Source organism: Ureaplasma sp. ES3154-GEN, from assembly GCF_025780075.1.
Lineage (GTDB): Bacteria > Bacillota_I > Bacilli_A > Mycoplasmatales > Mycoplasmoidaceae > Ureaplasma.
This window is the reverse complement of the sequence record NZ_JAOXHM010000003.1, coordinates 90,780-106,227: the sequence shown is the minus strand read 5'-3', so window position 1 is coordinate 106,227 and position 15,448 is coordinate 90,780. Positions and strand designations below refer to the sequence as shown.

12 protein-coding genes are annotated in these 15,448 nt (G+C 29.6%); 3 read left to right on the top strand and 9 right to left on the bottom strand.

Annotation, left to right across the window (positions count from 1 at the left end):
- The first annotated feature begins 9 nt into the window (after window positions 1-9).
- Window positions 10-1,767 (top strand): excinuclease ABC subunit UvrC, encoded by a 1,758-nt coding sequence (gene uvrC / locus OF377_RS01530; RefSeq protein WP_263836145.1) that lies wholly within the window; start codon window positions 10-12, stop codon window positions 1,765-1,767.
- Between the two features lie 70 nt (window positions 1,768-1,837).
- Here the strand turns inward: uvrC and OF377_RS01525 are convergent, their stop codons facing one another.
- The 8 genes from OF377_RS01525 to OF377_RS01490 form a co-directional block, all read right to left on the bottom strand.
- Window positions 1,838-3,622: a Vmc-like lipoprotein signal peptide domain-containing protein gene (locus OF377_RS01525; protein ID WP_263836144.1), complete on the bottom strand. Its 1,785-nt coding sequence runs from the start codon at window positions 3,620-3,622 to the stop codon at window positions 1,838-1,840.
- 296 nt (window positions 3,623-3,918) lie between these two features.
- Complete coding sequence (locus OF377_RS01520) at window positions 3,919-4,737, bottom strand: Nif3-like dinuclear metal center hexameric protein (protein ID WP_263836143.1); 819 nt, start codon at window positions 4,735-4,737, stop codon at window positions 3,919-3,921.
- On the bottom strand, window positions 4,727-5,380 hold the full coding sequence (locus OF377_RS01515; RefSeq protein ID WP_263836142.1) for a tRNA (adenine(22)-N(1))-methyltransferase: 654 nt from the start codon (window positions 5,378-5,380) through the stop codon (window positions 4,727-4,729). Before OF377_RS01515 ends, OF377_RS01520 begins: the two co-directional genes overlap by 11 nt.
- Window positions 5,370-6,719: an RNA polymerase sigma factor gene (locus OF377_RS01510; protein WP_263836141.1), complete on the bottom strand. Its 1,350-nt coding sequence runs from the start codon at window positions 6,717-6,719 to the stop codon at window positions 5,370-5,372. The genes OF377_RS01515 and OF377_RS01510 overlap by 11 nt, the downstream gene beginning before the upstream one ends.
- 82 nt (window positions 6,720-6,801) lie before the next feature.
- Window positions 6,802-7,203: a hypothetical protein gene (locus OF377_RS01505; RefSeq protein WP_263836140.1), complete on the bottom strand. Its 402-nt coding sequence runs from the start codon at window positions 7,201-7,203 to the stop codon at window positions 6,802-6,804.
- Window positions 7,204-7,556: 353 nt separating this feature from the next.
- Window positions 7,557-8,246, bottom strand: a complete 690-nt coding sequence (gene cmk / locus OF377_RS01500; protein WP_263836139.1) for a (d)CMP kinase — start codon at window positions 8,244-8,246, stop codon at window positions 7,557-7,559.
- Between the two features lie 78 nt (window positions 8,247-8,324).
- Entirely contained in the window at window positions 8,325-8,882 is a 558-nt protein-coding gene (locus tag OF377_RS01495) for a hypothetical protein (RefSeq protein WP_263836138.1), read from the bottom strand.
- Between the two features lie 18 nt (window positions 8,883-8,900).
- Window positions 8,901-10,001 (bottom strand): YbhB/YbcL family Raf kinase inhibitor-like protein, encoded by a 1,101-nt coding sequence (locus OF377_RS01490; protein ID WP_263836137.1) that lies wholly within the window; start codon window positions 9,999-10,001, stop codon window positions 8,901-8,903.
- A gap of 139 nt (window positions 10,002-10,140) precedes the next feature.
- On the opposite strand from OF377_RS01490, the gene OF377_RS01485 reads away from it, so the two are divergent.
- Window positions 10,141-11,082, top strand: coding sequence for a peptidase U32 family protein (locus OF377_RS01485; RefSeq protein ID WP_263836136.1), 942 nt, complete (start codon window positions 10,141-10,143; stop codon window positions 11,080-11,082).
- Window positions 11,066-12,295: a peptidase U32 family protein gene (locus OF377_RS01480; protein WP_263836135.1), complete on the top strand. Its 1,230-nt coding sequence runs from the start codon at window positions 11,066-11,068 to the stop codon at window positions 12,293-12,295. Before OF377_RS01485 ends, OF377_RS01480 begins: the two co-directional genes overlap by 17 nt.
- A 62-nt stretch (window positions 12,296-12,357) precedes the next feature.
- Here the strand turns inward: OF377_RS01480 and OF377_RS01475 are convergent, their stop codons facing one another.
- Complete coding sequence (locus OF377_RS01475; RefSeq protein WP_263836134.1) at window positions 12,358-15,444, bottom strand: type I restriction endonuclease subunit R; 3,087 nt, start codon at window positions 15,442-15,444, stop codon at window positions 12,358-12,360.
- Between the last annotated feature and the right edge of the window lie 4 nt (window positions 15,445-15,448).

Genomic DNA, 15,448 nt, shown 5'->3' with positions numbered 1-15,448 from the left:
TTTTTACATATGAATAATAACAACATTTTAAATACTTTAAAAAACATCCCCAAACAACCGGGATGTTATTTATGAAAAAATAAGCATAATGAAATTATTTATGTCGGAAAAGCAAAAAATTTGTATGACCGCATGCATTCATATTTTTACGACCAACAAAATTCCAAAACTCAACATTTAGTTGCACAAATCGCAGGTTTTGATTACATTGTTGTTGCTAACCCTAACGAAGCTCTAATTTTAGAAAATAATTTAATTAAGAAACATAAACCTAAATTTAACATCTTACTAAAAGAAGGTAATTTTTACCCTTATATTTGTGTTACCAATGAATTGCATCCTCGTTTAATTTATCAGCGTACATATAATCCAAATCTTGGAACATTTTACGGACCAATCGCTGACAAAACTAGTCATCGTTATGATTTATTAAACCTACTTAATAATATTTACCCTTTTAAAAAATGTAAGGTTTCTGCTGATAAAACCTGTATGTTTTATCACCTTAACCAATGTATCGCACATCATGTGACTCCCCAAACATTTGAGCAATATGCACGTTTTAAAAAAGAAATTAGTTATATTTTCAAAGGTCAAACACAAAGCTTAATCGAACACCTTGCTCAAAAAGAACAGTTCGCAGCAAGTAAGTTAGATTTCGAAAGCGCAAAAAAATATTATGATCAACAAATCAGTTTAAAAAACATAAATGTTTCATCGCTAGTACAATTAGATCTTGATGATAGCTTTGATGTTATTGGTTATTACCAACAAAACGACTATTTAGTAATCAATGTTTTTAACTACCAAGATGGTAATTTATTAAGCAAAAACATTTTTTACGATCAAATTATTTTAGAAGACATTAATGATTTGATTGCATCTTATTTAAATCAATATTATAGTGTTCATAAAAGAAGTATTTGTCTTGTATCTTTGCCGATAGATCATCAAAAATGATTAACTAACCAGTTAGCACAAAAATTTATTAATCCTCGTAATAAAAAAGAACAAAAAATTCTCGAGCTCGCAGTTTTTAACGCAAAAACTTATTACGAATCTCATCTGGCAGGCTTGCAGCACCGCAAAAATTTGTTACAAGAAAATTTAACAACTCTGCAAGCGATTGTTAAATTAGATAAGCTAGAGACAATTGAAATCTTTGACAACTCTAATATTTTTCTTGAATTTCCTATTGCAGGAATGATTGTTTATACAAACGGACTAATAAACCATAAATTAAAGCGTAAATATAACCTAACATCCAAAGAACTGCAATCAGATTACCACTTTATGTATGAAGTTATTAAACGTCGATACACTAATTTGCAAATATTACCCGATTTAATCGTTGTCGATGGGGGCAAGCTACAGGTACGCGCTGCGCTTAAAGCCCTGACTGAAATCAATAAAAAAATTCCTGTAATTGGTTTTAAAAAAGATGATAACCACCAGACAAATGCAATAGTTTTTGCAGATGAATCAGAATATTTATTAGATCGTTCATCCGCTATATATAAATATTTAGCTCATATGCAAGATGAAGTTCACAATTGAGCAATTTCGTTTTTACGTAAAAGAAAACAAAAAACAATGACATCATCAATACTTGATGAAATTAGCGGAATTGGAAAAATTACCAAACAAAAAATTTTTAAATACTACCAAGATATTGATCATTTAAAGCAAGCAAGTTTACCAGCATTAGAACAAATCCTAAACAAAAAAACGGCTGCTTTATTATTTGAAAAATTACATTCCAAATAAAAATACGATTGCCGGTATGCCGGTAATCGTATTTTTATGTTTAATTATATCTTAGCTTGTAAAAAATCACTTATTTACTTACAGTTGTTGAAGTTGGAGTAACAACATCTGGTTCATTATTATCAACATAAGCAGATGCTTCTTTAAATTCAGTTAATCTTTGAGATAACTTAGTTACTGCTTCTTCGATTAATTGGTTTCCTTTTGCTAACGCAGCTTCCTTATTTGTGTAATCAATGTTAGCTTCTTTTAATTTAGTATTTAATGTTAAAACAGAATTTAATACAGCGTTAAACATTTTTTCTGCATCGTTTGGTTCAGCAGTTTGGAAAATGTTTGGCTCAGCATCAGGTTTACCTGGAATTGCTTTAAAAGTATCTTTATGTGATGCAATTCATTCATCAACATATCCATAAACTTCATCACCAACAACATCAAGTTCACGGTATTTATTAATAAATTCAGTTAGTACTGATAATTTTTGAGCAAGTTTAGACATTTCTTTGTCTAATGCATCTGTTTTGTTCATAACTGCTTCTACATTTAATTTGTGATCTAATTCAACAGCAGTTTTTACAAATTCATTTCACAAGAATAAGTTACCTTTAGAAACATCTCCTCCTGATGCAGCAGATTCACCATATGGGTTACGGTATAATTCATAATCTTTTTGACTATCTGTTGGAGCAGTGTTAGTTACTTTTTCAGCTCATGTTACTTGTCCACGATCTGGGAAACGTCCTTTTCAGAATGTATATTCCCCAATTTTCATTAATTGACCATTTTCATCTTTTGCTAATTCACTATCTCAAGTTTTCACTGATGGGTTAGTGTTTAAAGTAAGTAATGTGTGTCCATATAAACCAACAAATTTAAAACGACGGTCAGGGTGGATTAATGTCATTGCTTCACGAGCAGCGTCTAAAACACCACGGTAATCAATCATATTACTATCTAATTGAGACATTTCGTCTTGTTCTTGTCCATGAACTTCATATTTAACTGAAACACGTGGTAGATTAGATAAATTTACTTCTCAGTGATCACCAATTTGATCGTTATGGTAGTGTAAGAATTGTAAACGATTAACATAGAAGTAGTTAATTTCTTTTTCAAATAAATTTTCTTTTACTGCAGGTAAACCGTGTGTGAAGGCGAAGTTAGCAATTAAATAACCACGGTCAACATCTTCTTTTGTGAATGTTACAATATTTGTTTCTAAGCCTGGAATATTTGTTAATAAACGTACATTGTTCATATTTTCGTAGTAGAAAGTTGGAGCATTAACACTAATGTCGATTACCTCACCTTTAGCGTTAAATACTTTACCATCTTTTTCATAAAGTCCAGCATTACCTTCTGCATCAAATTTATTTTCTGTTTTTGTTGCTTCTTCGTTTGATACAAAGTTAATACGTACCATTTTAATCATCGGTACTGGGTCAGCTAAATTGATTGTTTCAACAGGTTTTTGAGTAACCACTAAATCATGTGCTTGACGTTCGAATAGTAATGTTGAATGGACATGTCCATGCACTGATCCATCCGGGTGAATATGTTGCCCTAATGGAGGTTGTGGAACGATAAATAAATTTGATCCATCTATAGCAGTTGCGTTTTTAGCATTAGATCATTTCATTGGTTTTGCTGCTAAAGGTGCATTTTCAGTATTTGTTGCTCCTGTAGTTGCACCATTCGTACCATTATTTGCACTAGAGCCAGAACCTGGTTTATCTTTTCCGGGAGTTTTTTTGTCAGCATCTTTTTTACAACTTGCAGCAATCGCAGCAACTGAACCTAAAACCACTACCGCACCAAGGGTACTTAACAGAATTTTTTTATTTAATTTTTTCATTAATTTTCCTATCTTATTGTTTGATACTATATCAATATAAAAACCCAACATAATTGAGTTTTCAACTATTTTTTGTTTTAAAAAAATAATTTACACACTTATAATAACACTTAGAAAATTTTTATACATTATTAAAGCATTGAAAAATGTGTAAAATCCGTGTTTTTTTGTTCATCAAAAAAAGTTTGCTTAATTTTGCAAAATAAATGTGTAAATATGATTAAAATTTGTTATGGTTATTGCACAAAAAAATATCACCTATCATAAGGTGATATTAAGATATTTTTTTGTTATGATTAAACTAAACGAATTTTCATCGGTTCCAAAGCTTTATAGATAGTTAAATTTTCTGCAAATATAGCTGATAATTCTTTTTCAACAACCATTACAAATACATTTTCAGCTAAATGGTGCATATCAATAATATTTTGATTTTTACTTTCAGCATCAACTCAATCGTGATGTTTTAAGTCACCTGATAAGAAAGTATCAACTTTTAAATCATTAAAAACATAATCAGCAAACTTGTATGACGAACCAGCACAAATAGCTAATTTGTTTACACGATGGTTAACCCACTTATTGTTATACTTTACCATTGGTGAACGAACAGTCGCTTTAATTACACGCGAAATATATTCAATTCCAATTCCAACCTTAGTTTCAGCGGTTACAATATATGGATTATTAGGATCTTGTTGAATATTCGCCAATCCGATACCGATCCCATTACCATTAATATTGTTCAATCAATTAGCAATCGTCATGTTCATTCCATCTGGTGATTTATCAAAATTAGAATGTAAATTAATGTGAGCAATTTTATTTTCTTTTAAAAAGTTAATAGCAGATTCATTCACATAATACGGTTTATCAACAGTAATGTCATCATTAGTAAATAGTGGATGATGGGTAATAATCAAGTTTGATCCGTAAATCTTTGCTTCTTGCAAAACCTTTGGCGTAATTTCCAATGCAACATAAACACTGGTTACTGGATCATCATGAACATAGAATAAACCTGATTTATCATCAGGTTCAACTAAACTTAGCGGATATTTTGTCAACAAGAAATCATAGATATCTTGAACTTTTAAGATTTTATTATCTTTCATTTAATATAACCCCTTTGAGATATTGATATTCGTCACGTAAATGTTGACTAACTTTGGCAATATCTAATTGCGATAAGTAGTCATATCGCGCTTGTAAATAAGTACGATAAACACGATCATTTCGTGTGTATAGTGACCTACTTATATAATAATCCTTTTTATGATAATCTGTTTTTTTATTTAAATGTTTTGCTAAAAAAACAAAATAATAATTCCCTTTTTCATACACAATCTCTTCGTTAACTAATAAATAATTGTGTTCATAAAGGTAGGTTCTTAAAAAAATAACATCTGAATTAGCAGATAAAATATATGCATCAGCATATGCTGTTTGTTGCTCAAGAACCTTAATAATTAAATTAGCACCCATCCCCGCAATTGCAACTGTTGTTTGCTTATCAAATTTTTGATTCTTCAACCCATCATTCAAAACAAAAGACGCCTGATTTAATAAGTTATATTTTTGAAAATTACGACGCGCTTGTTCTAGTGGTTCAGCGTTGATATCTAAATTAAGAACATAATCCACTTTGTTATTTAGTAGAGCATAAATCCCTAAATATCCATGGTCGCATCCAACATCAACTAAATATCGACTATCAGGAATTAAATCCGCAATTGTTTGAAGTTTCTTATTTACCATCATTAATTGATAATAGGAATGATTTTAACTTTGCAGATTTCGAAGGATGTTTTAATTTACGAAGTGCCTTTGATTCAATTTGTCGAGCACGTTCGCGCGTAACTTTAATTTCTTGACCCACTTCTTCGAGTGTATACGGTCGTTCATAAGGTGAAAGACCATAACGCATCTTAATTACTTTTTCTTCTTTTTCTAATAAAACTTTGCGGAAAATTTCATTAATTTCATCTTTCAAAGCACGACGTTCAGTGTATTTTTCTGGTGAAATTAGTTCATCATCAGAAATAAAATCACTAAATTGAGATTCTTCATCATGACCAATTTGTTTATCTAATGAGACTGGATCAACATTTAGTTTTTTAATTTCTACTACACGAGACGCAGTGATTGGAGATGTTGTTTTTAGAGTTTCTAACTTATTCATCGCTTTTGCGATTTCGTCAGCAGTAGGATCACGTCCCAATTCTTGAACCAATGAACGTTCAGTTTTTGTTAACTTATTAATCGTTTCTACCATATGAACCGGAATCCGGATTTGACGAGCTTGATCAGCAATTGCTCTGGTAATTGATTGACGAATTCATCATGTTGCATAAGTGGAGAATTTATGACCTTTTTCGTAGTCAAATTTCGAAATCGCCTTCAATAAGCCCGTTGAACCTTCTTGAATCAAATCCTCTAGTTCAAGACCACGGTTTAAATATTTTTTAGCAATTGACGTTACAAGACGCATATTAGAAGTGTATAATTGTGCAACACCCGTTTTATGAGCCACTTCATCATCCTCTAATACCATTTTTGCATAAGTTTCTTCATCATCTTTCTTTAAGATTTTACTTTCTCCTAAAACACCTAAATAGGCTTTAATTCCATCATCGACTTTTTCACCTAGCGATGATGCAATACCCATTTTAGTAGATGAGATTTCCATCGTATCATCGATTCCTCATTCATCTTTTTTCTTTGTTGGAGATAGTTTTTTATCTTTTTGAAATAAATCAATTTGTGTAACAGTAATCCCTAATGATTCAAGAGTTGCAACAATTTCTTCATAATGTTCATCTTTTAGAGAAAATTGGGCTAAACGGTCACGTAATTTTAAATATTTAATTGTATTTCTTGTGCGTTTTTTATTGGAAAGTTCAATCACCATATCCATTAAGATTTCATTAATATTATGGCCTTTAAGAGCTAAAAGGTTGCGTGATTCTAAAATCCCTGCATCTTTTTCTTCAAGAATATAATTAAAAGCAAAATCATCTGCAAAACTTAATTTTATCTTATCAACTAACTCCTCACGACTGTGATAAACGGGTTTATTATTTTCTACTTTATGCATATTTTAGATACCTTCTGTTTTTTATTTTAATGTGTAGTAAATGACATAATACACTCTTGCAATAAGAGTGTATTATTAAATATTAGATATAGATGTAAATATTTGTAATTAGAGTCATTGCAATGATGAGTAAGATTGTCGCAACAACATATAAAAACCAAATTAGTCAATGGAAATAAACGGATTTATGCACATTGTTAATACCATTAATTCAACAACCAATTAAAAATAATAAAGGAAAATACAACATTGCATAACCTGCATAAATAATGTTTTTAGTTGGATTTGTTAAATAACTTCGATTAACAATAAACGCATCTTGGACATTTAAGTTTTGAGCACTTAAAAAGTGGATTATTACCCCGAAAACAATACTGTAAAGCAGTATGATTGTGAAGATAATACTTCACGAAATAACTAACCCTTTAATTGTTCGTAAATGTTTATCAAAACTAAAATAATGTTTATGTTTTTGTTTTACCATATTCTATCCGTCTACTTTTTTTATCATCGGTGCATTAATATTATATAATGCAAAAATATTAACTAAAAATAAAAAGTGGTTTTTAAAACCATAAAAAACACTTTTTACCCTATATTTGTTAAATTTTACTATAAACACATAAAAGAACCTTTTTTGGGTTCTATTCTATCCATCAGTTGATGAAAAATTTTCATATAAATATTTCTATAATCTTATACGAAAAAAATAAAAAAAGCAAGTTTGAACCTCGGATAATTTTATAGTCTAATCAACTAATTTTTTCACATTAAAAAAGATTTTTAACCAAATATTAATTGTTAAAAACCTTTTCTATCAATAGTACTTACTAATAATTAAAATCTATTTTTTAATTGTTCATTAACAATGGTTAATAAGTAATCTACACATTGTTCGACATTCATACCATCATTAAAAACTTCAATAGCATCATCGGCTTTTTTTAATGGTGCTAATGGGCGATGCATATCTTTTTCGTCCCGTAATTTAATTTCGTTATAAATTGTTTGATAGTCTTGATTGTCAATTCCTTGGTTTTGCTCAAACCGGCGCTGAGCGCGGGTTTCAATTTTAGTGTTCAAATAAATTTTTAAATCAGCATTAACTAGTACAACAGTTCCGATATCCCGGCCATCCATCACTGTGTTTTGGCTATCAGCCATTTCGCGTTGTTTATTCGTTGCATAAGTACGAATAAAAGCATTTTGGGCAACAATACTCGCTAGATTTGCAGTTTCGTTGCGACGTACAATCTCACTAATGTCTAATCCATTTACAAAAACATCGTCTCCACTAAAAATAATTTCTTGATTATCTAAAAAAGTTTTGATTTTAGTTTGTAATGATTCATCTAGCTGATCATTAATTAAGTCTAATAAACCGTTTTCCTGTAATACATAGGCGTATGTGCGATACATATTTCCCGTATTAACATATAAAAAATTTAATTTTGCAGCAAGTAATTTCGCTGCTGATGACTTTCCTGAACCACTGGGTCCATCGATTGCAATTTTGATACTTGACATAATTTCACCTTATTTAATTAATTTTGCTATTATTATCAACTTAGCGATTTCCTGAAATTGATAAATTTATGTTTCTTGTTATAAAAGTTGTAAAGCAGCTAAAATAATTAACACAATTGCCAGTATCCCAGTTAACCCAATGAAAACAAAAAGACTAATTTCTAATCAGTTCTTACGGTGACCTTGTATTCTTTTGTTTATTAATGAAGTTAGTTTTTTTGGTTTTAAATCATCAGGATGATTTAAAACTATGTAATCCCGTTTGGATTCTAACCACTCGTGGTATATTTTATTGATTTTCTTAAATTCATTTTCCTTACTAAAAGTTTCAGGCACTTCAATCTGATCATCTAAAATACTCATTTTAGTTACTACTGCTTGCACATAATCAAATCAATCGGTTTGTTTTTGTTTATCAACTAATACTATTAGTTTTGTAGGAAGATTTATATTAAATTCATCAAATAAATTGATTGTACTGCTTGAAATATTAAGCTTGGGATATTGTGCAAATCTTTTTTGTAGTTTATTTGCTTGTAACCCCAAAGCGTTGCTACTATTTAGCATCACACTATATGCTTTGTGTTGTAAATAAACATTTGTGTTATTTTGACTACGTTTATATGAACTACTCATATATAATACTTTTAATAACTAAACTTTGATTTTAATATATTTGTTTGCATAAGCGATTGTATGACCTGCAATCATATCAAACATGCCAGCAACACTTTGATCAATAATTTTTTTATTTAAATCATTAATTTTTTTATCTAATCCAAAGACACTAACATTTAAATATCATTCATTACTATTTGTTAATTTACTATTTTTATCGTAAACAACCGCAAATTCTGTTCCGATCATTTTAATTACTTTGGGGTTAATATCTAATAAATCAGGCTTAGTTGCATATGAATTTAAAAATTTAAAACGCTGCTTATCATCTTTATTGATAATATGCGCATAATGCACAATACTCGTTCCGTGTTGTTGATAACCAATATTACTTGTAATCAGAATTGCATACGCTTTTGCACCGCTAGCATCATCTTCAATCAATAAATCACACTGTAATGGATCAATAAAACGGTATAACATATCCTTTGTAAAAATGTTTAGTCATAAATGGTTAATTGATACATCCTTAATTTTTGTGTATGTTTCATTTTTCATTAACGTTAATGGGTATACTTCCCCTTTAACCACTTGTTTTTCTTCATCAAGCGTTAATTGTGGAACATGTGCATACACCACCCCGTAATTAATAATTCCTGCTTCATTAATCAGAGCATCAAAAACATCCATACTAATTGTTGTACTGCTACCAACAAATTGGACATCATTTCTTAGGGCGTAAACACGAATTTCATAACGGTGAGGTGCGTTAGGGGGGAATGGGGCAATATATGAAGTTGTTAGTTCATTAGTATTTGGTACTGTAAAATCAATTGATCAATAAGCCCCTGTTGGTTTAGATTGGATTAAATCTTTGTTTAGTTTTGCATCATTAAAATCTAAATAATTATTTTTAATATTACACGCAAATCAATGCACATAGCTCAACCCGCATGCGGGTGTTGCTTCGTAATCAATCATTACCACAGCATAACTTTTAGCATCTTGTACTTTGGTTCAAGTTAATCCAGGGGAATTATGGTTATTACCAATACATTGATCATCAAGTTTATTTTCTTCATTAGCACTTAAAATTTTAATCGTCATTAATTGGAGTTCATTTTGTGAATTAGTCATAATTTTTCTTTCTTTTTGGTTATTGGTTTCCTATATGATTATTTGCTAATCATATTTATATTACTATAATATAATAATACTTAAAGATAAAATGTTAACAAAGATGATATATTGCAAAATATATGTAGAAAGATAAAGAATGAAGTTATGTGTAAGTCCCACTAGTTTAAAAAACGCTTATGATTTAATCAATAAGCAAGTAGAGTACATCATTGTGGGGGATGATGATTATAGTGTACGAATGAGTTTTAGTTGTACTTGAAATGATTTAGTGGAATTAAACAATAATAAACAAAAAACAAAAATCATTGTTGCAGTTAATGCTTTTTTTTATGATGCACAATTAGATCAGCTAACAGAATACTTGATTAACCTTAAGAAAATAGGAGTTGATTTAATTATGTTTTCCGATTATGCGGTAGCTGAAATTAATTTAGAACAAAATCTCGGTTTAAATTTGATGTATAATTCTGAAACAACTGTGACGAGTTCAAAACAATTTCCTTTTTTTGCAGAAAATCAAATTATGAGTGTTTTCTTAGCCCGTGAAATGTGGTTAGCAGAAGTTAAAATGATCTGTCACGATAATCCACTAAACATCCAGACAATGATCCAAATCAATGGTTTATTATTTGTTATGCATTCGCGATGAAATTTAGTATCAAATTTTGCCGCATATGCACGACAGTATGAACAGGTGGAATTTGATAAAGAAGCGTTTTTAGAAATCCAGGAACAATTACGTATGTATCCGCATTTACTAAAGCAAGACCGGTATGGAACTCATATGTATAGTGGTTATGAATTATGCTGTGTAGATATTTTAGATAAAATTAAAGAAACGAAAGTTGATTTACTTTGGATTAATAATTATTTGCACACCGATGAAGAATCTTTATTGCTTGTTGACTTGTATCAACAAGCAATCAAACACCTTGATAACAATAGTTATGACGAGGTATTTAAAAAGACTGCGTGAAACACGATTAAAGATCTTAGCTATAACAAAACAATTACACACAGTTTTTATGGAACAATTAAAGATATTTTAAGTATGGAAAAATATGAGCATGAAAAATAAGGATTTTAATTATGAACTTCTCGCTCCTGCGGGCGACTTATTTAAGGCAAAAATAGCTTTAGACTACGGGGCTGATGCAGTGTTTGTAGGGGCGAAAAGTTATTCTTTACGTGCTCGTGCAAGCAATTTTGAAATCGAACAAATTCATGAGTTAATTGATTATGCACATGCACGTAATAAAAAAGTTTATTTAGTAACTAATGTTATCTGTCATATGCCTTTGACCAAGAATTTCGCAAAATTCATTGACCAAATTATGGTCAATCCCCCTGATGGATGTATTAGTGCGGATCCATTTATTATTGACCATTTAAAAAAACATTATCGTGAAAAAACCGAAATTCACATTAGTACACAACAATCAATTACAAATTCAAAATCTGCATTATTTTTTAAACGTAATGGTGCACACCGTGTTGTTTTATCCCGAGAAATGACAATCGATGAGATTAGTTTATTAATGAAAAATCTTAACCAACAAATTGAGGTTGAAGTTTTTATCCATGGAGCAGTATGTATTGCCTACTCAGGACGTTGTATGATGAGCAACAATTTTAGTTTACGGGATGCAAACGTTGGTGGATGTGCTCATTCATGTCGATGATCTTATAATATTAAAAATCACATCCTTGATAAAACACCCTCCCCTTTTTCAATGTCATCCCAAGATATGATTCAAATTAGCAACCTTGCCAAGTTAATGGATTTACAAATCCACTCCTTTAAAATCGAAGGACGAATGAAATCAATTCACTATATCGCAACCATTGTTCACGCTTATCAGCAAGCCATTAAGGCTTATCAAAACAGCCAACCAGTTAACTGAGATGAGTTAAAAAATCAGCTGCAAAAAGCAATGAACCGGTTAGCAAATGTCGCATGAATGAATGGTAATCCTGGACACGAATTAATGCTATACCACGATAAACAAGAACTTGTTGGACAATCGTTTATTTTTATTGTCACAGAAATCTTAGGGAATAATCAATATTTAATTACATCTAAAAATAAATTTTTAATTAATGATCAAATTCAAATTTTATCTTCATATTCTGATGATTTAAAAACAGTCCAATTATCTTCAATTACTGATTATGAAACAAATGAGATAATGAACGAAGTTCATACACCAATGAAACTTTATGTAATTAGTTTAGTTAACTCTAATGATAAACTATATGTTAATGATATGGCTCGGTTAGAAGAAAACTAATAGCATTAACCTATATAAAAAAATGAAACACATCATGTGTTTCATTTTTTATACTTTGTCTATTATAAACCTTCGAATTCCTCTACTATTTTTCTGATTTTCTCTAACACTTGTTCTTTTTTTGCTTCTAACTTAGTATAGTGTGTTGGTGGAACAATACGATTCAATTTTTCAGAAGTGTTTTCTAATAGTTTTTTGTTTCTAAAACATTCTTCAATAAACTCATAAGTTCCTTCTGTTAAAAACTCTTCACTAATCAAATTTTCAATTTTTTCTTGTTTTTTATTTTTTGTAAATTCAAGAAAAATACGATTAAATTCTTCGAAGTTTTCATCTTTTGCAAGACCATTTTTTACTAATGAATCTATAAAATATTCAAATATATTTTTTTTATGGCGGTAGTCTATATGGGCTGATAATATGTCACCAATAGTTTTTTTGATATGAATAATATTATGTTCTTTAATAATATTATGTTTTTTTATTTCGATCCACCAATCGTAAACTAATTTAAGAATATAATCAATATTAATTTCATCTGTACTTATAAGTTCAGTATGAAAAATAATTTCATCATTCAAATTGGGAATATTTTTTTCTGCATCCGCTTTTCTTTTTTTATTAAAATCATCCTTAATTCGCAGATAAGCAGCTTGTAAATCTTGTTGTAACTGACTTCCAATAATCTCAACCTTTTCGTCTTTTCCGAACTCATCATAATAAGATAATATATTTCTTAATTTTATGAATTCATTATATAAATCAACAAATTTTTTCTTTTCCTCATCTGTTGCGTTTTCTAAAACGCTGGGATCAGGATAATGGGATATCAATTCTTCACAAACTTCTTTATAACCTCTATTATGTACGCCATCATCTGTTTTATAGCCCTCGAAATAATCATTATAACCACGCTCAACATAGATATATAAATCTTTATCATTTGCAACACTAAATAATCTTAGCGCATCATTGAGTTGTTCTTTTAGATCCCGAAAACATACAATATTACCAAATGTTTTTTTATCATTAAAAATTCTATTTGTGCGTGAAAATGCTTGAATTAAACCATGATACTTTAAATTTTTGTCTACAAATAACGTATTTAATGTTGGTGCATCAAACCCAGTTAAAAACATATTAACAACGATTAATAAATCAATTTCTTTCTTTTTTGTACGCTTAGAAACATCTTGGTAGTATTCATTGAATTCTTGAATACTATAATTCATATTCTTATTCTCAAACATTTTGTTATAATCATCTATAGTTTGCATTAAAAACTGTTTATCAGTTAATTCCATTTTATCTATATTTTGGCCTATTTCAATATCTTCACCCTCGATATCGCCATCACCTCGATCAGGATTTTCCTGATAGCTAAAAATTGTTGCAATTCTTAATTGTTCTTCTTTTGGTTTATCTTTTTGTAATTTTTTTAATGTTTCATAATACTTACGAGCTGCTTCGATGTCTGTAGTTGCTAATAAAGCATTAAAACCTTTTTCTCGTTCATTTGTACGAATACGTGCAGTTTTAGTATTATAAACTTTTAAAATGTGCTCACTAACAGCTTGAATTCTATTCGGATGTTTTAACAATTTTTCTTGCTGAATATCGTAATAATAATCAACATTTTCTTCATCTTGCTCATCTCTTTTTATTCTCGGGCGTTCATTATTGTTATGACCCGTTGTTTCAATATAATCAACTTTAAATTTAAGTACTTTTTTATTCCTGATAGCATCTAATAAAACATATTGGTGCAATAAGGCGCCAAAAGTTTGTTCTGTGGTGTAATTATTAATGGCATTTGTGCGAAAAATCGGCGTGCCTGTAAATCCGAACTGATAATGTTTTTTGAATTTACTAGCAATTTTTTTCTGGAAAGTCCCCGTTTGAGAACGGTGGCATTCATCATAAATTAAAACACAATGTTTTTGGTATACAGGGTGATCTGGATTATTGTCAATAAATTTTTTCATTTTATGAATGGTTGTGATAATAATTTTTCGATCACTTTTTTCAAAATTATTTTTTAAATTTTGGGTAGAATTACTACCAATAACACTATCCTCATCGTATTTTTTAAATTCCTCTAAAGTTTGGTTATCTAAATCTTTACGATCAACGATAAAAAGTACCTTGTCAATGTTTTCTAAACGACTTGCTAGCAACGCTGCTTTAAAAGATGTTAATGTTTTACCACTTCCTGTGGTATGCCAAATATATCCACCTGCTTTATTGTTCCCCCAAATTTTATTTTTATTACTTGAATTAATTTTTCACAAAATCCGCTCAGTTGCGGCAATTTGGTATGGGCGCATAACTAATAAATTTCCATCTTTGGTAAAAACACAATATTTTGTAATAATCTGTAATAATGTTCTTTTTTCAAAAAATCTGGTAGTAAAATCGTTTAGATCATTAATAACATTATTTTGAACATCCGCTCAGTTCATACTAAATTTAAATTGATCTTTATTTTTATCATTCGTGTTTGCTAAATAACTAGTAAACGTCCCATTAGAAATTACAAAGATTTGGATATAGTTATAAAAATTGTTATAACTTTCCTTTTTATAACGTTGAATTTGATTAAATGCTGCACGAATATCCACGCCCGGTCTTTTAAGTACAATCTGAACAATCGGCAAACCGTTAATTAAAATCGTTACATCATATTGATTATTAAGAAGCCCTGTATTTTGCATTTGATTAATAAATTGCAAGCTATTATTATAAATGTCTTTTTTATCAAAAATTTTGATATTTTTTGAAGAACCATCATCAAATTTAAAAGTATATATTTCATCTTCCTGAATTCGCCTTGTACATGATTTTATGTCTTTACCATTACTAGGTAATAAATAATTATTTTTAAACTCTGTTCATTCGTCATCATTAAAGACAACATTATTTAAACGTTGGATTTGTTCTTTAATATTTATTTCTAAATCTTCTTGCTTATAAATATGTAAACGTTCATAACCTTGGTTTGCTAAATCAGAAATTAACTGATCTTCTAATTCTTTTTCAGTTTGATATTTTGTATTCTTTTTATTTTGTGGCTCATATTTTCCCAAAATAATCCCATCAGGAATTTCGGCAATTGGTTCATTTTGTAAAATTTTATTATTTATAGACATAAAT